This is a genomic window from Pseudomonas sp. RGM 3321, assembly GCF_022836805.1.
In the GTDB taxonomy this organism is placed as follows: domain Bacteria; phylum Pseudomonadota; class Gammaproteobacteria; order Pseudomonadales; family Pseudomonadaceae; genus Aquipseudomonas.
The window spans coordinates 16425-35708 of record NZ_JALHBH010000103.1; the positions used below are offsets into that span (position 1 = coordinate 16425).

The window sequence follows — 19284 nt, forward strand, 5'->3', positions numbered from 1 at the left end:
TATGGCACGCCTATTGCTATCTACATGGCAGAGGCCTGCCTTGCGCAGCTCGACAAAACAAATCCCTCCAGTGCAGGAGGGTTAGCGCTTTATAGGCTCGCGTGCATCAGGTGAAGATGCCGACGACGCCCTTGAGGAAAACTGCAATGACGACTCGTCAGCCCATCTACAAATCCCTCTATTTTCAGGTAATCGTTGCGATTGTCATCGGTATCCTGATCGGTCACTTCTACCCGGACACCGGCAAGGCTCTAAAGCCGCTGGGTGATGGGTTTATCAAACTGATCAAGATGGTTATCGCGCCGATCATCTTCTGTACCGTCGTCAGCGGCATCGCCGGCATGCAGAACATGAAGTCGGTCGGCAAGACCGGCGGTTATGCGCTGCTGTACTTCGAGATCGTTTCGACCATTGCCCTGCTGATCGGTCTGATCGTGGTCAACGTGGTTCAGCCGGGTGCCGGCATGAACATCGACGTCAGCACGCTAGACGCTTCCAAGATCGCGGTTTACGTCACTGCCGGTCAGGATCAGAGCATTGTCGGCTTCATCCTCAACGTGATTCCGAACACCATCGTCGGCGCGTTTGCCAACGGCGATATCCTGCAAGTCCTGATGTTCTCGGTGATCTTCGGTTTCGCCCTGCATCGTCTGGGTTCGTACGGCAAGCCGGTTCTGGACTTCATCGATCGCTTCGCCCACGTGATGTTCAACATCATCAACATGATCATGAAGCTGGCGCCGATCGGTGCGTTCGGTGCCATGGCCTTCACCATCGGTGCCTACGGCGTAAGTTCGCTGGTGCAGTTGGGTCAGTTGATGATCTGCTTCTACATCACCTGCGTGCTGTTCGTGGTGCTGGTGCTGGGCGCAATCTGCCGCGCTCACGGTTTCAGTGTCTTCAAGCTGATTCGTTACATCCGTGAAGAGCTGTTGATTGTACTGGGTACTTCCTCGTCGGAATCGGCCCTGCCACGCATGCTGATCAAGATGGAGCGTCTGGGCGCCAAGAAATCTGTCGTGGGTCTGGTTATCCCGACGGGTTACTCGTTCAACCTCGACGGTACGTCGATCTACCTGACCATGGCTGCCGTGTTCATCGCTCAGGCGACCAACACCCATATGGACATCACCCACCAGATCACTCTGTTGCTGGTGTTGCTGCTGTCGTCCAAGGGTGCTGCTGGCGTAACCGGTAGCGGCTTCATCGTTCTGGCTGCAACCCTGTCGGCTGTCGGCCACCTGCCGGTTGCCGGTCTGGCGCTGATTCTGGGTATCGACCGCTTCATGTCCGAAGCCCGCGCCCTGACCAACCTGGTAGGTAACGCGGTTGCAACCGTTGTGGTTGCCAAGTGGGTCGGCGAGCTGGACACCGACAAGCTGCAATCCGAGCTGGCTTCCGGTGGCAGTGCCATCCTGGAAACCCGTCCTGAAGACGACCTCGGCGTTGCCGAAGGCCCGACTCCGGCCAATGCGGTGAATACCACCAAACCCGTCTGATTAACCGTCAGGCCATAAAAAACCCATCTTCGGATGGGTTTTTTTATGCCTGTCGTTTGCCTTGGGGTTATTCCGTGCGCGTCTCGCCGCTGAACACCAATGGTTCGCGGCAGCGGCGGCACAGGTAGCGCCGGCCCTTGCGAACCATGCTGTGGCGCTGGGCCGTGAACGGAAAGTCGCTGTCCGGGCAAGGGCAGCGGTAGATGTAGCGGATCACGCTGCGCCGCTTGACGGCGTAGGTGTGGCAGCGGTTGGGCGGCAGTTCATAAACGCCGCGCATGATCAGCTGCCATTCCTCGCCATGCGGCTGGATGCTGCCGCCAAACAGCTGATGGGCAATCAGGTGCGCGACTTCGTGCGGCACGGTCTGGCGCAGGAAGTCTTCGGCGTTTTCCTTGTAGAGTTGCGGATTGAAGCGCAGCAGGTTTTCGTGCAGGTGAGCGACACCAGCCTTCTGGCCGCGCAACTGGAAACTGACCACCGGGCGTTTGAAGGTGCGCTTGAAGAAAGTTTCGGCTTGTTGGTAACAGGTTTCAACGCGTGAATTGAGTTGGTCGGGCATGCTTTAGGGTTCTCCAGTGCGCCAAGTATGCCGCAATGTGGCTACGCTCTGAAAATGCCGGCCGCCCGGTGGTCGTTTTTGATCAAGGGCGATTGCCAGCCTGAACAGCACGAACGCAGCATATTTAACCAAAGGTCGGTTATAGGTAAAATGCCCGGCTTTTCTCAAGCTACCGTCAGCGGATATTTCCATAAATGGGCACCCTTTCAGTCAATCAGAACAAACTGCAGAAACGTCTGCGTCGGCTGGCCGGCGAGGCGGTTGCCGACTTCAACATGATCGAAGAGGGTGACAAGGTCATGGTCTGCCTGTCCGGCGGCAAGGACAGTTACACCATGCTCGATGTGCTGATGCACTTGCAGAAAGTCGCGCCGATCAAATTCGACATCGTGGCCGTCAACATGGACCAGAAGCAGCCCGGCTTTCCTGAGCACGTGCTGCCTGCGTATCTGAAAGAGCTGGGTATCGAGTACCACATCGTCGAGAAAGACACCTATTCAGTGGTCAAGGAATTGATTCCTGAAGGCAAGACCACCTGCTCGCTGTGTTCACGGCTGCGGCGAGGCACGCTGTATACCTTTGCTGATGAAATAGGTGCTACCAAGATGGCACTGGGGCACCATCGCGACGATATCGTCGAGACGTTCTTCCTAAACATGTTTTTCAACGGCTCGCTCAAGGCCATGCCACCCAAGCTGCGTGCCGACGATGGCCGTAACGTGGTGATTCGTCCATTGGCGTATTGCCATGAAAAGGACATTCAGGCCTATTCAGACCTGAAACAGTTTCCGATCATCCCGTGCAACCTCTGCGGCTCTCAGGAGAACCTGCAACGTCAAGTGGTCAAGGACATGCTTATCGACTGGGAGCGCAAGACTCCGGGTCGCACGGAAAGCATCTTCCGCGCCCTGCAGAACGTACAGCCCTCACAATTGGCTGACCGCAACCTGTTCGACTTCAGCAACCTGCGCATCGACGAAACCGCTGTGTCGCGGTTCGTCAATGTGGTGAATATCTGACAGCCGTCAGTGGTTGACCGTGAACGCCAGCATGGCTGACAGCTGGCACATCGGCCGACCGCTTTCTGCGTGCCACTGGTTGAAGACGTCCTGCACAATAGCCTGATCGCGTTTGCTGGTGGGCACGCGGTCGACAATATCCTGCGCGTTCAGCGCGGCCACCACGTCCCAGGTCGGAATGAAGGTGTCCTTGCCGACCATGCGCAGAAAGCGTGGCGCTGACAGGCCGCCCATCTGGTTGCCGTGTTTGGCCAGATACTGCCACAAGCCTGTAATGTTATCGACCGGCCACTCGGCGATGAACTTGCCGAAACTGCCGTGCTCCTGTTCGATGTCCAGAACCAGCTGCGCATTGCGCGGCACGCTCTTGAGTTTGCCCAGGTGGCGGATGATGCGCGCATCCTGCATCAGCCGCTCCAGGTGATCAGCACCCATCAGCACGACTTTTTCCGGGTCGAAGCGGAAGAAGACTTCCTCGAACGCCGGCCATTTAGAGTCCACCAGACTGTGTTTCAGGCCTGCGCGAAACACGCGCAGCGCCATGGTCGACAGATAGCGGTCGGCACTGATGGCTTGCAGTTGTTTCGGTGTCTTCGGGGTGGGCAGGTGGGCTTCCAGTGCTTTGGCGGAGCCGAATCGATTCAGGCAATACTCGTTCAGCCATTTGTAGTCTTGCATCGGTTCTCCAAAGAAATTCAACAGGCAGGTCAAGGGTTCAGACCGACCCTTGCGCTGCAAGTTTGCGATTTAACTGAAAGCGTCAGACCACGCCCTGCCGATTCAGCTGCGGGCTGTGTCCAGTTGCAAGGCGGTTTTGGCCAGACGCTGGCCCAGTGCGCGGCACAGGTCGGTTTCATGACGGTCCAGCGCGCGCTTGCCATCGGCACCGGCGTGATGACTGGCACCATAAGGCGTGCCACCTCCAGCGGTTTCCAGCAGCGCCGATTCGCTGTAGGGCAGCCCCATGATCAGCATGCCGTGGTGCAGCAACGGCAGCAGCATCGACATCAGCGTAGTTTCCTGACCACCGTGCAGGCTGGCAGTGGAGGTGAAGACGCCTGCGGGTTTGCCGACCAGCGCGCCGGTCAGCCACAGGTTGCTGGTGCCGTCGAGAAAGTATTTCAGCGGGGCGGCCATGTTGCCGAAGCGCGTCGGGCTGCCCAGCGCCAGGCCTGAGCAGTTTTTCAGGTCGTCGAGGGTCGCGTACAGCGCGCCGTTTTCCGGGATCTCAGGGGCGGTCGCTTCGCAGTCGGCGGAAACAACGGGAACGGTGCGCAGTCGTGCTTCCATACCGCCCAGCTCGATACCGCGGGCAATCTGCCGGGCCATTTCGCTGGTGGAACCGTTGCGGCTGTAATAGAGGACCAGAATGTAAGGTGTGCTCACGGCAGCAGCTCCAGGATGTTCTCGGGTGGGCGGCCAATCACAGCCTTGTCGCCAGCGACCAGAATCGGCCGCTCGATCAGTTTGGGGTGCGCGGCCATGGCGGCGATCAGTTGCTCGTCGCTCAGGCTCGGGTCAGCCAGGTTGAGTTGCTTGTAATCGTCTTCGCCGGTACGCAACAGTTGCCGGGCAGTGATGCCCAGCTTGCCGAGCAGGTCGCGCAAACGCTCTGCGTCGGGCGGGGTTTCCAGGTACAGGACGATATCGGGCGTCAGGCCGCGGGCCTGAAGCAGTTCCAGCGCGCCTCGGGATTTGCTGCAGCGCGGGTTGTGATACAGCGTCAGATCGGTCATTTGCGCGTCGCATCTTGTGTGGGGTGGCGTATTCTAACCAGCGATGGCACTGTCCGACATATCGAATGGTCAATAGTCGTAGCCTGGATATAAGTGATTGCAGGTTGAACGGGGCGAGGAAGGAAGCAAATGGCAAGGCGATTAACAGCAGCGGTGATACTTTTCGGCAGCTTGCTGCTCAGCGGATGTGGCGTGGACCTGGGCAATGACCAGAACGGCCAGAAGGTGGCCAGTGAGCGAATCAAGGGGCATTGGCTGGTGGTTAACTACTGGGCGGAGTGGTGTGGCCCGTGCCGTACCGAGGTGCCGGAATTCAATGCATTGTCCGAACAGCTCAAGGACAAGAAGGTCACGGTGCTGGGTGTCAACTTTGACAATCTGCAGGGCGACGAGCTGAAAAACGCTGCCAACGCACTGGGGATCAAATTCACCGTGCTGGCTCAGGACCCTGCCGAGCAGTACAGCCTGCCGCCCTCCGAGGCGCTGCCGGTGACCTATATCATCGACGACAAGGGCAAAATGCGCGAACAACTGCTCGGTGAGCAGTCGGCAGCGACGGTGATCCAGAAGCTCAAGGCGTTGCGTGGGGAGGGGTGATCGGATCGATTTTCGACGCTCTGCGCCGCAACGAGGACGCGGAGCGTCCAGAACGGCATGCGACGCGGAGCGCCGCGCGATAGTAAAATGCGCGAGCAGTCGGCTGCGGTCCAGGCGTTGCGCGGAACATCGCACGATAGTCGGGATTATCGTTCCCTACGCTCCAGCGTGGGAACGCAGTTCTAGACGCTCTGCGTCGCAAGTTACGCGGAGCGTCGCACGATAGTTACAATCAGCTATCTTCCAGCCAGAAGCGCAGTGGCTTGCCTTGGGCTGGCCACAGGCGCAGTTGTTCGATGGGCGAGATGTCCCAGCGTTGCACGCTGCTGATGGCTTTGATGAAGCGCTGTTCCTGCTCCATCAGCGCGGGGGCGCACATTTTGCGGGTTTTGCCCACAGGGCCGAAGCTGATGCTGTGGTCGTTAAGCGTATACGGCGCGAACCAGTGGTTGCAGCCAGCATTGCCATACGCGCGGCCATCGGCGCCCAGGGTCATGGTCAGACGGCTGTTGTCGATCAGCGGACGTTCGCCAATCCATTCCATTACGTAGCTGTGGTCCTGACGGATCGGCAGCGGGTCAGCGGTACAACCGGCCAGCAGCGCGCCGCCGATCAGGCTCAGGAGCGCAAACTGTTTCATGCCGCTTTCTCCTGGCACTTCTTGCAGAGGTGCTTCTCGCCTTCGGTTTTCCAGCCCAGCTGCGCGATGCGCGCGATGGCGGCAGGTTTCTGCGCCTTGACGCCCAGCTTGCTCTCTACCATGAACTCGAAGTTCAGTTCGGCGGCGCAGCTGTCGCAATTCACTTTCCACTGATGAATCGCCAACTCATCGAACACCGGCCCTTTGGCTACTGCAATCCATTGGCCCGGCGGGTTGATCAGGTGCCGGACTTTTTCGACGGTCAGGCGCATGTGCAGGCTTTTGCTGCCTTTGATCGTCACCAGCAACTGGTCGTTGTCATGAATCGAGCCGCCGTTACCGGTGACTTGATAGCGACCGGGTGCCAAAGTGCGGCATTCGGTCAATGTGTGCTGCGGGTTGAGCATGCTGTAGCGAAAATCGTGTTCGACCATGGGTCCTCCAAAATTGCGCGCATCCTATCATGCTCCACGCCTTCAGGATCGGACGCCGGGCACCCGCACCGGCATTGCTGCGCTGGAGTGTGAGGAGCAAGCGGTGCCATCACGCGGTCACCCGCGCCTCGGCTTCCAGACGAATGATGGCTTTGTCCAGATCGTCCAGAGCCGCTTCGGTGTGCGCGGCGTTCTGCTTAAGCAGGGTCTCGGCGCGTTGACAGGCGGTGCGCAGTTGCGGGACGCCGCAGTAGCGCGTTGCGCCGTGCAGACGGTGAATGCGCTCGATCAACGCCTGTACATCCTGGTTGGCCCGCGCCACACGGATGGCCTCGCGGTCGGCGGCCAGCGAGGCGAGCAGCATGGCCAGCATGTCGGTGGCGAGGTCCGCCTTGCCCGCAGCCAGGCGCAGCCCTTCCTCATGATCGAGCACCAGCGGCCCGACGTGCACGTCAGGTGCTTCGTTCTGGCGTTCCGGCGCAGGATTACGCAGTGCCAGCCCCGTCCACTTGAGCACCACCTGCGCCAGTTGCCGTTCGCTGATCGGTTTGGTCAGGTAGTCATCCATGCCACTTTGCAGCAGCGAACGTTTTTCATTGGCCATCGCGTGGGCGGTAAGCGCCACGATTGGCAGAGAGCTCTGGTTGCGTTCGGCTTCCCAGGCACGAATCGCCTCGGTGGCCTGACGCCCGTCCATACCGGGCATCTGCACGTCCATCAATACCAGGTCGAACGCTTCCTGCTGCACCGAGTTGACCGCTGCATAGCCGCCCTCGACGGCCACGACTTCTGCGCCCATGTCTTCAAGCAGGGTCTGCACCAGCAGCAGGTTGGCCGGGTTGTCATCCACGCACAGCACCCGCGGCGCGCGGCTCGACAGCGGCGGGCCAACGTCGGCGCGGATCGCTCGTGGCGCGATCAGTTCGGACAGGGCTTTTTGCAGTTTGCGGGTACAGGCGGGCTTGGCCTGCAGTTGCGTGTAGACATCGTGGACCGCCAACTGGAACAGCGCGTGTTCGGTGGTCGGGCACAGCACCATGACTTTACAATTGAGGTTTTCCAGGTCCCAGATGTGCTGGCGCAGCCGTTCCGGGGATATTTCCAGCGCCGTCACGCCGAGTACCGCCAGATCGATAGCCAACGGGGTCTCGTGCGCCGCCGTCACCCCATTGAGCAGGTTTTCCAGGTTGTTGAACACGATGGTTTGCAGGCCGCAGTCTTCCAACTGATGCTCCAGCGCTTGCCGCGCCAGGTCATGGTGTTCAAGCACTGCTGCGCGTAGCCCTTCCAGCGGGATATTGAACGATTCTTCCTTGTCTTCGCGAGCCTTTGGCAGTTTCAGGCTGATCCAGAATTCCGAGCCTTCGCCCGGCGTGCTGTCGACACCGATTTCGCCGCCCATCTGTTCGATCAGGCGCTTGGAAATCACCAGGCCCAGACCCGTACCGCCCGGCTGGCGGGAGAGCGAATTGTCGGCCTGGCTGAACGCCTGGAACAGCGCCCGCACATCCTGACTGGACAGGCCGATGCCGGTGTCCTGCACGCTGATGCGCAATTGCGCGTGCTCTTCGGTTTCGTCTTCAAGCATGGCGCGGGCGACGATGGTGCCTTCGCGGGTGAATTTGATTGCGTTGCTGACGAGGTTGGTCAGAATCTGCCGCAGGCGCAGCGGGTCGCCGGACAGCGCCAGTGGTGTATCGCGGTACACCAGGCTGACCAGTTCCAGCTGTTTGGCGTGCGCCGCCGGGGCGAGGATGGTCAAGGTGTCCTGCAACAGGTCGCGCAGGTTGAACGGGATGTTATCGAGCACCAGCTTGCCAGCCTCGATCTTCGAAAAGTCGAGAATCTCGTTGATGATGCTCAACAGGTTGTCAGCGGACTTCTCGATGGTGCCCAGGTAGTCGAACTGGCGCGGCGTGAGCTCGCTTTTTTGCAGCAAATGGGTGAAACCCAGAATGCCATTGAGCGGCGTGCGGATTTCGTGGCTCATGTTGGCCAGGAATTCGGACTTGATCCGGCTTGCTTCAAGGGCTTCCTTGCGGGCCAGGTCCAGCTCGATGTTCTGGATCTCGATGGTTTCCAGATTCTGCCGTACATCCTCGGTCGCCTGATCGATGCTCAGTTGCAGCTCTTCCTGCGCGTTCTGCAAGGTCGCCGCCATGCGATTGATGCCCGATGCCAGCTCGTCCAGCTCCCGACTGCCCAGCGGCGGCAGGCGGATTTCGAGGTTGCCGTCCTTGAGCTGTGATACCGCCTGCTTGATCTGGCTCATCGGTCCGTTGATGGTGCGGCTCATGCGTACCGCAAGAGTCGCGGTGCAGGCCAGCCCGGTCAGGATCAGCAGCAGACTGGCAAACAAGCTTCGATAGCCGCGCAACAGCGTGCCGTTATGGGATATTTCAAGTTCGACCCAGCCCAGCAGGGTGTCGGCTTCGGCCGGAATGATCGGGCTGGTCAGGTGGCGTTGATTGCCGAATACCGGGAGCAAATAACGCGTGGCGTCGGTGCCGGTCGAATTGAGCAACTGCGAGCCGCTGCCGATGGGCGACGGGCTGATCATGGTCGGTCCGGCGTGGGCCAGTGGCGTGCGATCGACGTCGAGAAACGATACGGCGCGCACGTCGGTCTGCTCCAGGGTCTGGGTCGCGATGCGGCTCAGCAAGACCTTGTCCTTGCGCCCCAATGCGTTGGCGGCCAATGGCGCCAGATCCTGGGCGATCATTTCGCCGCGTTGCAGCAACTGGCTTTGCAGTTCGCTCAACTGCATCCAGGTGAAATAACCACCGAGCATTGCGGCCATCAGGCTGGCAGGCAAAATAGTCAGTAGCAGCACACGGCCTTTTATACCCAGCTTGGTCAGCACGCTCGTTCTCCGGCAACACGTATCAGTCCGTCGATAACAGGCATCGGCTGCCTGGCTGTATCGGCACAAGGGGTTGAGTTTAGCCATTTACCGTGGGGATGACACATAACTCTCCATACGGCGCGAAAGAGGGCTGTAGTGAAAATGTAAGGGCTTATTCTTTTTGGGAATAATAAGCGCACTTTGCGTGATATGGGCTTTGGGCGTTTGCCGTTATGATAGGCACCCCCCGCAGTCTGGATTGCGAAGACGCCATGACCCTGCAGTATCAAACCATTGCCGATTGCGTCGGCAACACTCCGCTGGTGCGTCTGCAACGCATGGCGGGTAATACCAGCAATACCCTCCTGTTGAAGCTTGAAGGTAATAACCCCGCTGGCTCGGTAAAAGACCGTCCGGCACTGTCGATGATCACCCGTGCCGAGTTGCGCGGCCAGATCCATCCGGGTGACACGCTGATCGAAGCCACCTCCGGCAATACCGGGATCGCACTGGCCATGGCCGCAGCGATAAAGGGTTACCGGATGATTCTGATCATGCCGGACAACTCCAGTGCCGAACGCAAGGCGGCGATGACCGCCTACGGTGCCGAGCTGATTTCGGTCAGCAAGGACGAGGGCATGGAAGGTGCCCGTGATCTGGCCGAGCGCATGCAGGCCGAAGGCCGCGGCAAGGTGCTCGATCAATTCGCCAATGGCGACAACCCCGAGGCTCACTATACGTCCACCGGTCCGGAAATCTGGCAGCAGACGGCGGGCACCATCACCCATTTCGTCAGCTCAATGGGCACCACGGGCACCATCATGGGCACCTCGCGCTACCTCAAGGAGCAGAATCCCGAGGTGCAAATCGTCGGTCTGCAGCCGATGGAGGGTGCTTCGATCCCCGGCATTCGCCGCTGGCCGCACGAATACCTGCCGAAGATTTACCAGTCGGACCGTGTCGATCGCATTATCGACATGGGCCAGACCGAGGCCGAAGACACCATGCGCCGACTGGCGCGCGAAGAAGGTATCTTCTGTGGCGTGTCGTCCGGCGGCTCGGTCGCTGGAGCACTGCGCATTTCCCGTGAAGTCGAAAACGCCGTGATTGTGGCGATCATCTGTGACCGAGGCGACCGCTACCTGTCGACCGGCATCTACGATTCGCCCAACTGATGGCCAAGCATGAACGAGGTCTGCGCTTTCAGCCCACGGGCGGCGTCAAGACCGTGCAGATTCCTGCCGGTAAAAAACAGTGGCTGACTATCGAGCGTCTGTCCGATGACGGTCGCGGTATCGCTTTTCTCGACGGCAAGACCTGGTTTGTCGCCGGCAGTCTGGCGGGCGAGGAGGTCGAGGCGCGCGTGCTCAATGCGCGCGGCAAGGTCGTCGAGGCGCGCACCGAGCGGGTCTTCACCGCCAGCACCATGCGTCGCACTCCGGCCTGTGAGTATTTCGGTCGCTGTGGCGGCTGCAGTGTTCAGCATGTGCCCCACGAAGAACAGCTTGCCCTGAAACAGCGCATGCTCGCCGAGCAATTGTTGCGGGTAGCGAACGTGGTGCCGGATGAATGGGCTGCGCCTTTGAGCGGTGCCGAACTGGCCTATCGCCGACGCGCGCGGGTCGCGGTTCGCTGGGATGCCAAGGCCAAAAGGCTGGACGTTGGGTTCCGCGCAGCCGCCAGTCAGGACATCGTCAGTATCGAACACTGTCCGGTGCTGGTACAGGCCTTGCAACCCATCATGAATGAGTTGCCTGGCATGCTGAAAAACTTCAGCAAACCGCAGGCGCTGGGTCACGTCGAGTTATTCAGTGGGGTTGCGACTGCCGTGTTGTTGCGCCACACCGCGCCGCTTGCCGAGGCCGACCTGACGCTGTTGCAGGCGTTTTGCTCGAAGCACCGCGCGCAGCTGTGGCTGCACGGCGAGGGCGAGCCCCAACCGGCCAGCCCTGGCGATACGCTGGGTTACCGGCTGGAGCCGTGGAACCTGCAACTGGCCTGGCGACCGGGAGATTTCATTCAGGTCAACGCGGCGGTCAATACCGCGATGATCGAGCAGGCCCTGCAATGGCTGGCGCCTGCCAAAGATGAACGGGTAATGGACCTGTTTTGTGGTCTGGGCAATTTTGCCTTGCCGCTGGCGGGTCTGGCGAAGGAAGTGGTGGCGGTCGAAGGCGTTGCGACCATGGTCGATCGTGCAGCCGTCAACGCAATGAGTAATGATCTGCACAATGTGCAGTTTTTTCAGGCGGATCTTTCCCAGCCGCTGACACACGCAGACTGGGCGGCGGAAGGGTTTTCTGCGGTACTCTTGGACCCACCGCGTGACGGGGCCTTTGAAGTGGTTCGCCAGATCAGAAAAACGGGTGCCCGGCGACTGCTTTATGTTTCATGCAACCCGGCAACTTTGGCTCGTGACACGGTCGAACTGATCAGTCAGGGCTACCGATTAAAACGTGCCGGAATCCTCGATATGTTTCCACAGACGGCGCATGTCGAGGCGATGGCTTTATTTGAAATGAGTAAGTGAGCAGCGTTCATTGGATCGAGGTCGCTGCTGACAAGGAACCTCATTTAATCCGACTGGCCCGCGAATGCCGGTCCTTGCTTGCCCGGCAAGTGGCATTCGTTCAGAAGGCTGGCGACTGATGGCGCTATTCATCGCGCCGTAGGGAAGGTAAGCAGCATGGTACAGGTGAGAGCGAACCAGCCGATAAACACAGACGGCAGTATCAATCTCGACGCGTGGCTCGATCATATTGTCAGCGTCGACCTGGTCCTGGACCGGGAAGTCATGAAACAGGCCTGTGAATTCGCCCGGCAAGCCGAGCAGAACGACAAGGTCCACAAGAATCACTGGGCAGAGGGCACCTCCAGTTTCCAGACCGGTCTGGAAATCGCGGAGATCCTGGCTGACCTCAAGCTGGATCAGGACTCGCTGGTTGCGGCGGTCATTTACCGCGGCGTGCGTGAAGGCGTCATCCCTTTGCCGGAGGTCGAGCAGCGTTTCGGCGCGACGGTTGCCAAACTGATCGACGGCGTGCTGCGCATGGCCGCGATCAGCGCCAGTCTCAGCCCTCGTCAATCTCTGGTGCTGGGCAGTCAGGCGCAGGTTGAAAACCTGCGCAAGATGCTCGTGGCGATGGTAGACGACGTTCGCGTTGCGCTGATCAAACTGGCCGAGCGCACCTGCGCGATTCGTGCGGTAAAGAACGCCGACGACGAGAAACGCAACCGTGTGGCCCGGGAAGTCTTCGACATCTACGCACCGCTGGCCCACCGCCTGGGTATCGGGCATATCAAGTGGGAGCTGGAAGACCTGTCTTTCCGCTACCTGGAGCCTGATCAGTACAAGCAGATCGCCAAGCTGCTGCACGAGCGCCGGCTGGACCGCGAGCGCTTCATCAGCGACGTCATGTCCCAGCTCGACAACGAACTGCAAGCCACCGGCGTGACGGCTGACATTAGTGGCCGAGCCAAGCATATCTATTCCATCTGGCGCAAAATGCAGCGCAAAGGCCTGGCATTCAGCCAGATCTACGACGTGCGTGCGTTGCGTGTACTGGTCCCGGAAATGCGCGACTGCTACACCGCGCTGGGCATTGTGCACACCTTGTGGCGGCATATTCCCAAAGAGTTCGACGATTACATCGCCAACCCCAAGGAAAACGGCTATCGCTCGCTGCATACAGCGGTCATCGGGCCGGAAGGCAAGGTGCTGGAAGTGCAGATCCGCACCCACGCCATGCACGAAGAGGCCGAACTTGGCGTTTGCGCGCACTGGCGCTATAAAGGCACTGACGTCAAATCTGGCTCCAATCATTACGAAGAGAAAATTTCCTGGCTGCGTCAGGTGCTTGAGTGGCATGAAGAGCTGGGTGACATCGGTGGTCTGGCAGACCAACTGCGGGTTGATATCGAGCCTGACCGCGTCTACGTCTTCACCCCTGACGGCCACGCCATCGATCTGCCCAAGGGCGCGACACCGCTGGACTTTGCCTATCGAGTGCACACCGAAATCGGCCATAACTGCCGTGGTGCGAAGATCAACGGCCGCATCGTACCGCTCAACTACAGCCTGCAGACCGGCGAACAGGTCGAGATCATCACCAGCAAGCACGGTACGCCGAGCCGCGACTGGCTGAACTCCAACCTCGGTTACATCACCACCTCGCGGGCGCGGGCGAAGATTGTTCACTGGTTCAAATTGCAGGCCCGCGACCAGAACGTTGCGGCCGGTAAAACCCTTATCGAGCGTGAGCTGGCGCGCCTGGCATTGCCGCAGGTCGACTTCGACAAGCTGGCGGACAAGGCCAATCACAAGACCGCCGACGACATGTTTGCCGCCCTGGGCGCGGGTGATCTGCGTCTGGCGCAGCTGGTCAATCTGGCTCAGCAGCAGGTTGAACCTGATCGCGTCAATGAACAGCTGGAACTGATCCCGCGCAAGGCTACGGGCTACAAGCCTGGCAAGCGTGGCGATATTCAGATTCAGGGCGTCGGCAACCTGATGACACAGATGGCCGGTTGCTGCCAGCCGCTGCCGGGCGATGCAATTGTCGGTTACATCACCCAGGGCCGTGGCGTCAGCATTCACCGTCAGGATTGCGCTTCAGTGCTGCAACTGGGAGGTCGCGAGCCCGAGCGGATCATTCAGGTCAGCTGGGGGCCGGTGCCGGTGCTCACGTACCCGGTGGACATCATCATCCGCGCCTACGACCGTTCCGGCCTGCTGCGTGACGTCACCCAGGTGCTGCTCAACGAGCGCATCAACGTACTGGCGGTCAACACCCGCTCGAACAAGGAAGACAACACAGCGCTCATGTCGCTGACCATCGAGATTCCGGGTCTGGACGCGCTGGGACGGTTGCTGGGGCGTATTTCCCAGTTGCCGAACATCATTGAAACGCGCAGGAACAGGACGCCATAAGCGTTGCCTGCGCTCACAGGGAGCCCCATGTATACAGTTCAAGACCTGCTGAACCTTATGGCCCGGCTGCGTGATCCGCAGTCTGGTTGCCCGTGGGACCTGAAGCAGACCTACGCCAGCATCGTGCCGCATACGCTGGAAGAAGCCTACGAGGTGGCCGATGCCATTGAGCAGGGCGACCTCGACCATCTGAAGGGCGAGCTGGGAGACCTGCTGTTTCAGGTGGTCTTCTATGCCCAGTTGGCCAAGGAAGAAGGCCGGTTTGAATTCGACGACGTCATCGACGGCATTACCCGCAAGTTGCTGCGTCGCCATCCGCACGTGTTTCCGACCGGCGAGCTGTACGCGCCGGCAGAAACGCCGCGCCTGACCGACGAGCAGGTCAACCTTCGTTGGGACGAAATCAAGGCCGAGGAGCGTGCCGAAAAGGCCGGTGTGCCCGAGCAGTTGTCGTTGCTCGACGACGTGCCGAGGGCCTTGCCCGCGTTGAGTCGTGCGGCCAAACTGCAGAAGCGTGCAGCGCAGGTGGGTTTCGACTGGCCTGCGGCATTGCCGGTGGTCGACAAGGTGCGTGAAGAACTCGATGAAATTCTCGAGGCCATGGTCGACAATGACGCCGAGGGCATTGCCGAGGAAGTCGGCGATTTGCTGTTCAGCGTCGTGAACCTGGCCCGGCACCTTAAAGTTGACCCGGAAACTGCGCTACGCTCGGCCAATAGCAAGTTCGACAGACGCTTCCGATTCATTGAACAGGCATTGCGCCACATCCAGCGACCTATTGAAGAGTGCACGCTCGAAGAAATGGACGCATTGTGGGGCGAAGCCAAACGTCAGGAAAAGAGCACGCCCGGCTGCGGCTGAGTGTGCGGTAACGGTATAAGTGAGTAGACAATGAGCCTTTCCCTTCGCGATCAGTTGCTCAAGGCAGGTCTGGTCAACCAAAAGCAGGCCAAGCAGGTCGGCAAAGAAAAGCAGAAAGAGCAGCGTCTGGTGCACAAGGGTCAGGCTCAGGCCGACGACTCGCAAAAACGTGCGGCTCAGGAAGCGATGGCCGAGAAGGCCAAGCGTGACCAGGAGCTCAACCGTCAGCAGCAGGAGAAGGTCGAGCAGAAGGCCCGTACCGCTCAGGTCAAACAACTGATCGAAGTGTCGCGTCTGCCCAAGCTGATTACCGAGGATTACTACAACTTCGTTGACGACAAGAAGGTCAAGCGGATCTCGGTCAACGCGCTGGTGCGCAACAAGCTCAGCAGCGGTTCTCTGGCCATCGTTCACCACGGCGGCGGTTACGAGATCATTCCGCGTGAGGCTGCGCTGAAGATTCAGGAGCGCGACCCGCGCCGTATCGTGTTGCTCAACACCCCGACCGAAGCGCCGGATGCCGACGATCCGTACGCTGCGTATCAGGTGCCTGATGACCTGATGTGGTAACTCGCTGACCGCTCAAAACAAAACCCGCATTCAGCGGGTTTTGTCGTTTATTGTTCTGGGTGGTTGCGGTTCAGGAACCTTAGTGGTTGCCCTGACTTTCCAGTGCTTCCAGCTCTTCCTTGTAGCGTAGAGCATCGGACTCTACGTGGAACATGCCTACAAGTTGGTCCTGTTGATGCACGTCCCAGATCTGGATGCCGTCGGCAACGGCTTCGTGAGAGAGGTGGGCGTCGTCGCGTTCAGTAACTCTGACAGTCATAGTAGTAAGCTCCTGACTTTGATGGCCTGAGTGGTTAGGCCTCTGGATACTGCGGCGATGTGTCGCAGGACTCTTTTATAGAATTTGTTAGCTGCCTAAGTAAATAGCCTGTTCAGGTTCCCCGGTGGTCATAAACTGATCGATCCTCTGCAGCCCTTGCACGACGAGGCTTACAGCGCAATGGTGGCAAAATGAAGGATGTTTCATGTGCTTCTAGCCTGTCCGAATGCGCGTGTAAACGCCGTTCCAGACGCTCCGCGTCCTCTTGACGACGCAGAGCGTCGAGAACTGCATTCCCACGCTGGAGCGTGAGGAACGATCAACCTGACTATCGTGCGGCGCTCCGCGTCGCATGCCTTTCCGGACGCTCCGCGTCCTCTTTTGCGACGCAGAGCGTCGAGACCTGCATTCCCACGCTGGAGCGTGCGGAACGATCATCGCAACTATCGTGCGACGCTCCGCGTCGCATGCCTTTCTGGACGCTCCGCGTCCTCATTGACGACGCAGAGCGTCGAGACCTGCATTCCCACGCTGGAGCGTGAGGAACGATGATCGTAACTATCGTGCGTCGCATGCCTTCAGCCAATAAAAAGCCCCGCTAAAAAGCGGGGCTCTGTGGTGCGGGCGGTCAGGGCAATCAGCTGCCTTTGACGGCCTTGCCGTTGACGGTGCCGTCCAGCAAGACGATGTTGTATTCCTTGCCGTCGGTTTCGACCTGTTGCAGGCGGACCAGCAGGTAATCCCAGTCCTTGGCGAACCACAGCACAGTGGTGCGCTTGCTTTGTGTCGGGTCACGTACGCGCTCGACCTTGATCGCATCGACCTGGCCAGTCTTGGTGGTGACCTTTTCCGAGCCCAGTACGCGGAAGTCGTAGGTGTCTACTTCATCACCGTCGACCACCTGGTAGCTCATGCTCTTCTTGCCATCAGCGATGTCGTGTTGCAACGCCAGCTGATACGTGGACTTATCGAGGATGCCACGGTTGAGCGGCAGCTTGATCGCATCGCCACGGTCGGTGCCGGTGACGAACTTGGTGTTCCAGTCGAACGCCAGATCAACCTTCTTGGATTTGCCCAGGCCGCTGCGCTCGAAGCTGTAGGTCTGAGGCAGCAAGGTTTCCTTGTCGACCTTCAGTGTGCTGACTTCAGTCAGACTGGCAATCATCATCGAGGCCTTGAAGCTCAGGGTCCAGGTGCCATTGGCTCCGGCTTCCAGGCTGCGTTCAGCCGTGCCGCTCATGGGCAGCTGTTTCCAGTCGGCGGTATAGCTGGCGGAGAAGGGTTGAAGTTCTGCGGCCTGTACGGCAGGCAATGCGAGCAGAGCGAAAGCGAAGAGCAGAGCGCGACGCATAATATCTCCTAATGTCGAATCAGATGGCCGCTGGCCGGGAGTAACTGGCTATCCAGTAACGCACCTTGTTCACCAAGGCTCAGTCGGCCCTCGGCAAACCAGCGAATGGCCAGTGGGTAAATACGGTGCTCTTGAACATGAACCCGTTGCGCGAGCGTTGTGGGCGTGTCGTGCAACTGTACCGAAATAACTGCCTGTACGACCAGTGGGCCGCCATCGAGTTCCTCGGTGACGAAATGCACGCTGCAGCCATGCTCGGTGTCACCAGCTTCCAGCGCACGCTTGTGCGTGTGCAAGCCTTTATACCGCGGCAGCAGGGAAGGGTGAATATTCAGAAGACGGCCATGGAAATGGCGCACGAAGCCTGCGCTGAGAATGCGCATGAACCCGGCCAGTACCACCAACTGTGGCTGGAAAGTGTCGATCAGTTCGATCAGCGCTGCATCGAAGGCTTCACGGCCTTCATAAACAGTGTGATCCAGCGCGCAGGCTTCGATGCCTGCGTCTCTGGCGCGTTGCAGGCCGAACGCATCTGCGCGGTTGGAAATCACCGCGCGGATGCGGACCGGGCTGGCCCCGTCCTTGAAACTGTCGATCATCGCTTGCAGGTTGCCGCCGGTGCCGGACAGCAGCACCACGACATCGCAGGTGGCTGGCATCAATGCGCCTTGAGGTTTTTCAGCTCGACTTGTGCCGCACCTTCGGCAGCGGTAGCGATCTGACCGATCACCCATGGCTGCTCGCCAGCTTCGCGCAGAACCTTCAGCGCGGCTTCAACGTGTTCCTGAGCAACGCAGATAACCATGCCGACGCCGCAGTTCAGCACGCGGTGCATTTCGTTTTCTGCGACGTTGCCTTGCTGCTGCAGCCAGTCGAACACGGCCGGACGCTGCCAGCTGGCGACGTCGACAACGGCCTGAGCGCCTTGCGGCAGAACACGCGGGATGTTGTCGAGCAGGCCGCCACCGGTGATGTGGGCCATGGCCTTGACCGCGCCGGTTTCCTTGATCAGCTTGAGCAGCGGCTTGACGTAGATGCGGGTTGGCGCCATCAGCAGCTCGGTCAATGGCTTGCCGTCCAGCTGGATGCTTTCGATATCGGCACCGGCCACTTCGATGATCTTGCGGATCAGCGAATAACCGTTGGAGTGCGGGCCGGACGATGGCAGGGCGAGCAGGGCATCACCGGCAGCGACTTTCGAACCGTCGATGATCTCGGCCTTTTCCACGACGCCGACGCAGAAGCCAGCCAGATCGTAGTCTTCGCCTTCGTACATGCCCGGCATTTCAGCGGTTTCGCCGCCGACCAGCGAGCAGCCAGCCAGTTCGCAGCCAGCACCGATACCGGTGACGACCTGGGCAGCGGTGTCGACGTTCAGCTTGCCGGTGGCGTAGTAATCGAGGAAGAACAGCGGCTCTGCACCGCAGACCACCAGGTCATTGACGCACATGGCGACCAGATCGATGCCGATGGTGTCGTGCTTGTTCAGGTTCAGGGCCAGACGCAGCTTGGTGCCCACGCCGTCGGTGCCGGAAACCAGGACCGGTTGCTTGTAGCCAGCCGGGATTTCGCAGAGGGCGCCGAAGCCTCCCAGGCCGCCCATGACTTCCGGACGCTTGGTGCGCTTGGCGACGCTCTTGATGCGTTCGACCAATGCTTCACCGGCGTCGATGTCTACACCGGCGTCTTTATAGCTCAGGGAGGGTTGCTTGCTCATAGAAAATCCAGGCCTTTAGGGGGGATTCGGAGGTATCGACCGCTGCGTTGGGACCCGTTCAGCACCGCGCTGTCATGCGATGGTAATGTTGGGCCGTGGCGATTGCCGGTCTGCGAAGGCGCGCGATTTTATCAGGCTTGCTCCCCAGGGGCCATCCTTGCGCCGACAACAGGGCGGTGTTGCGCCAAATAAACCTGATCCGGCGCCTCCCGTCAGTGCGAGTGCCGCCGTTTAAGGTGTACTTTATGCGCAAATTGAATGATT

At 59.6% G+C, this 19284-nt stretch carries 19 protein-coding genes; 8 read left to right on the forward strand and 11 right to left on the reverse strand.

Translation table 11 applies throughout. The features are described from left to right. The first annotated feature begins 146 nt into the window (after nucleotides 1-146). On the forward strand, nucleotides 147-1499 hold the full coding sequence (locus tag RGM3321_RS09655; RefSeq protein ID WP_244392867.1) for a dicarboxylate/amino acid:cation symporter: 1353 nt from the start codon (nucleotides 147-149) through the stop codon (nucleotides 1497-1499). 67 nt (nucleotides 1500-1566) lie between these two features. On the opposite strand, the gene RGM3321_RS09660 is transcribed toward RGM3321_RS09655, so the two are convergent. Further along, complete coding sequence (locus RGM3321_RS09660) at nucleotides 1567-2061, reverse strand: SprT family zinc-dependent metalloprotease (RefSeq protein ID WP_002554626.1); 495 nt, start codon at nucleotides 2059-2061, stop codon at nucleotides 1567-1569. A gap of 194 nt (nucleotides 2062-2255) precedes the next feature. Here RGM3321_RS09660 and ttcA point away from each other — a divergent pair, with 194 nt between their 5' ends. Continuing rightward, nucleotides 2256-3080, forward strand: coding sequence for a tRNA 2-thiocytidine(32) synthetase TtcA (gene ttcA / locus RGM3321_RS09665; protein WP_244392869.1), 825 nt, complete (start codon nucleotides 2256-2258; stop codon nucleotides 3078-3080). Nucleotides 3081-3086: 6 nt separating this feature from the next. Here ttcA and RGM3321_RS09670 read toward each other — a convergent pair whose 3' ends face one another. The 3 genes from RGM3321_RS09670 to arsC form a co-directional block, all read right to left on the reverse strand. Next, on the reverse strand, nucleotides 3087-3758 hold the full coding sequence (locus RGM3321_RS09670) for a DNA-3-methyladenine glycosylase I (RefSeq protein ID WP_244392871.1): 672 nt from the start codon (nucleotides 3756-3758) through the stop codon (nucleotides 3087-3089). A gap of 102 nt (nucleotides 3759-3860) precedes the next feature. Beyond that, the gene (gene wrbA, locus RGM3321_RS09675) at nucleotides 3861-4466 is read right to left on the reverse strand and encodes an NAD(P)H:quinone oxidoreductase (RefSeq protein ID WP_244392873.1); all 606 of its coding nucleotides are present in this window, start codon (nucleotides 4464-4466) and stop codon (nucleotides 3861-3863) included. Continuing rightward, nucleotides 4463-4816, reverse strand: coding sequence for an arsenate reductase (glutaredoxin) (gene arsC, locus RGM3321_RS09680; RefSeq protein WP_002554622.1), 354 nt, complete (start codon nucleotides 4814-4816; stop codon nucleotides 4463-4465). Before arsC ends, wrbA begins: the two co-directional genes overlap by 4 nt. 129 nt (nucleotides 4817-4945) lie before the next feature. Here arsC and RGM3321_RS09685 point away from each other — a divergent pair, with 129 nt between their 5' ends. Beyond that, on the forward strand, nucleotides 4946-5413 hold the full coding sequence (locus tag RGM3321_RS09685) for a TlpA disulfide reductase family protein (protein WP_011169249.1): 468 nt from the start codon (nucleotides 4946-4948) through the stop codon (nucleotides 5411-5413). A 232-nt stretch (nucleotides 5414-5645) separates the two neighbouring features. Here the strand turns inward: RGM3321_RS09685 and RGM3321_RS09690 are convergent, their stop codons facing one another. The 3 genes from RGM3321_RS09690 to RGM3321_RS09700 all read right to left on the reverse strand — a co-directional run bounded on the left by RGM3321_RS09690 (nucleotide 5646) and on the right by RGM3321_RS09700 (nucleotide 9350). Further along, on the reverse strand, nucleotides 5646-6053 hold the full coding sequence (locus RGM3321_RS09690) for an META domain-containing protein (protein ID WP_044319347.1): 408 nt from the start codon (nucleotides 6051-6053) through the stop codon (nucleotides 5646-5648). Then, a complete protein-coding gene (locus RGM3321_RS09695; RefSeq protein WP_244392875.1) occupies nucleotides 6050-6487 on the reverse strand; it encodes a hypothetical protein in 438 nt (145 codons plus the stop codon). Before RGM3321_RS09695 ends, RGM3321_RS09690 begins: the two co-directional genes overlap by 4 nt. A 109-nt stretch (nucleotides 6488-6596) precedes the next feature. Continuing rightward, the gene (locus RGM3321_RS09700; RefSeq protein ID WP_244392877.1) at nucleotides 6597-9350 is read right to left on the reverse strand and encodes a response regulator; all 2754 of its coding nucleotides are present in this window, start codon (nucleotides 9348-9350) and stop codon (nucleotides 6597-6599) included. Nucleotides 9351-9604: 254 nt separating this feature from the next. On the opposite strand from RGM3321_RS09700, the gene cysM reads away from it, so the two are divergent. From cysM to RGM3321_RS09725, 5 genes are all read left to right on the forward strand, one after another. Beyond that, a complete protein-coding gene (cysM, locus tag RGM3321_RS09705; RefSeq protein ID WP_057403460.1) occupies nucleotides 9605-10507 on the forward strand; it encodes a cysteine synthase CysM in 903 nt (300 codons plus the stop codon). Continuing rightward, nucleotides 10507-11862: a 23S rRNA (uracil(1939)-C(5))-methyltransferase RlmD gene (rlmD, locus tag RGM3321_RS09710; RefSeq protein WP_244392879.1), complete on the forward strand. Its 1356-nt coding sequence runs from the start codon at nucleotides 10507-10509 to the stop codon at nucleotides 11860-11862. Before cysM ends, rlmD begins: the two co-directional genes overlap by 1 nt. Before the next feature lie 156 nt (nucleotides 11863-12018). After that, the gene (relA, locus tag RGM3321_RS09715) at nucleotides 12019-14262 is read left to right on the forward strand and encodes a GTP diphosphokinase (protein WP_058400182.1); all 2244 of its coding nucleotides are present in this window, start codon (nucleotides 12019-12021) and stop codon (nucleotides 14260-14262) included. Nucleotides 14263-14289: 27 nt separating this feature from the next. After that, nucleotides 14290-15123 (forward strand): nucleoside triphosphate pyrophosphohydrolase, encoded by an 834-nt coding sequence (gene mazG / locus RGM3321_RS09720; RefSeq protein WP_244392881.1) that lies wholly within the window; start codon nucleotides 14290-14292, stop codon nucleotides 15121-15123. Between the two features lie 30 nt (nucleotides 15124-15153). Continuing rightward, nucleotides 15154-15693 (forward strand): DUF2058 domain-containing protein, encoded by a 540-nt coding sequence (locus tag RGM3321_RS09725; protein WP_005744739.1) that lies wholly within the window; start codon nucleotides 15154-15156, stop codon nucleotides 15691-15693. Between the two features lie 79 nt (nucleotides 15694-15772). Here RGM3321_RS09725 and RGM3321_RS09730 read toward each other — a convergent pair whose 3' ends face one another. The 4 genes from RGM3321_RS09730 to purM form a co-directional block, all read right to left on the reverse strand. Then, nucleotides 15773-15952, reverse strand: a complete 180-nt coding sequence (locus RGM3321_RS09730; protein WP_002554613.1) for a hypothetical protein — start codon at nucleotides 15950-15952, stop codon at nucleotides 15773-15775. 637 nt (nucleotides 15953-16589) lie between these two features. Next, nucleotides 16590-17303 (reverse strand): DUF3108 domain-containing protein, encoded by a 714-nt coding sequence (locus RGM3321_RS09735; RefSeq protein ID WP_002554612.1) that lies wholly within the window; start codon nucleotides 17301-17303, stop codon nucleotides 16590-16592. 8 nt (nucleotides 17304-17311) lie between these two features. After that, on the reverse strand, nucleotides 17312-17962 hold the full coding sequence (gene purN / locus RGM3321_RS09740; protein WP_244392883.1) for a phosphoribosylglycinamide formyltransferase: 651 nt from the start codon (nucleotides 17960-17962) through the stop codon (nucleotides 17312-17314). Then, nucleotides 17962-19020, reverse strand: a complete 1059-nt coding sequence (gene purM / locus RGM3321_RS09745) for a phosphoribosylformylglycinamidine cyclo-ligase (RefSeq protein ID WP_002554610.1) — start codon at nucleotides 19018-19020, stop codon at nucleotides 17962-17964. Before purM ends, purN begins: the two co-directional genes overlap by 1 nt. Nucleotides 19021-19284 lie beyond the last annotated feature (264 nt).

What these genes read in the sequence shown, in the direction of transcription:
- RGM3321_RS09655 (WP_244392867.1), top strand. Translation starts at nt 147, where the DNA reads ATGACGACTCGTCAGCCCATCTACAAATCCCTCTATTTTCAGGTAATC.
- RGM3321_RS09660 (WP_002554626.1), bottom strand. Translation starts at nt 2,061, where the DNA reads ATGCCCGACCAACTCAATTCACGCGTTGAAACCTGTTACCAACAAGCC.
- ttcA (WP_244392869.1), top strand. Translation starts at nt 2,256, where the DNA reads ATGGGCACCCTTTCAGTCAATCAGAACAAACTGCAGAAACGTCTGCGT.
- RGM3321_RS09670 (WP_244392871.1), bottom strand. Translation starts at nt 3,758, where the DNA reads ATGCAAGACTACAAATGGCTGAACGAGTATTGCCTGAATCGATTCGGC.
- arsC (WP_002554622.1), bottom strand. Translation starts at nt 4,816, where the DNA reads ATGACCGATCTGACGCTGTATCACAACCCGCGCTGCAGCAAATCCCGA.
- RGM3321_RS09685 (WP_011169249.1), top strand. Translation starts at nt 4,946, where the DNA reads ATGGCAAGGCGATTAACAGCAGCGGTGATACTTTTCGGCAGCTTGCTG.
- RGM3321_RS09690 (WP_044319347.1), bottom strand. Translation starts at nt 6,053, where the DNA reads ATGAAACAGTTTGCGCTCCTGAGCCTGATCGGCGGCGCGCTGCTGGCC.
- RGM3321_RS09695 (WP_244392875.1), bottom strand. Translation starts at nt 6,487, where the DNA reads ATGGTCGAACACGATTTTCGCTACAGCATGCTCAACCCGCAGCACACA.
- cysM (WP_057403460.1), top strand. Translation starts at nt 9,605, where the DNA reads ATGACCCTGCAGTATCAAACCATTGCCGATTGCGTCGGCAACACTCCG.
- rlmD (WP_244392879.1), top strand. Translation starts at nt 10,507, where the DNA reads ATGGCCAAGCATGAACGAGGTCTGCGCTTTCAGCCCACGGGCGGCGTC.
- relA (WP_058400182.1), top strand. Translation starts at nt 12,019, where the DNA reads ATGGTACAGGTGAGAGCGAACCAGCCGATAAACACAGACGGCAGTATC.
- mazG (WP_244392881.1), top strand. Translation starts at nt 14,290, where the DNA reads ATGTATACAGTTCAAGACCTGCTGAACCTTATGGCCCGGCTGCGTGAT.
- RGM3321_RS09725 (WP_005744739.1), top strand. Translation starts at nt 15,154, where the DNA reads ATGAGCCTTTCCCTTCGCGATCAGTTGCTCAAGGCAGGTCTGGTCAAC.
- RGM3321_RS09730 (WP_002554613.1), bottom strand. Translation starts at nt 15,952, where the DNA reads ATGACTGTCAGAGTTACTGAACGCGACGACGCCCACCTCTCTCACGAA.
- RGM3321_RS09735 (WP_002554612.1), bottom strand. Translation starts at nt 17,303, where the DNA reads ATGCGTCGCGCTCTGCTCTTCGCTTTCGCTCTGCTCGCATTGCCTGCC.
- purN (WP_244392883.1), bottom strand. Translation starts at nt 17,962, where the DNA reads ATGCCAGCCACCTGCGATGTCGTGGTGCTGCTGTCCGGCACCGGCGGC.
- purM (WP_002554610.1), bottom strand. Translation starts at nt 19,020, where the DNA reads ATGAGCAAGCAACCCTCCCTGAGCTATAAAGACGCCGGTGTAGACATC.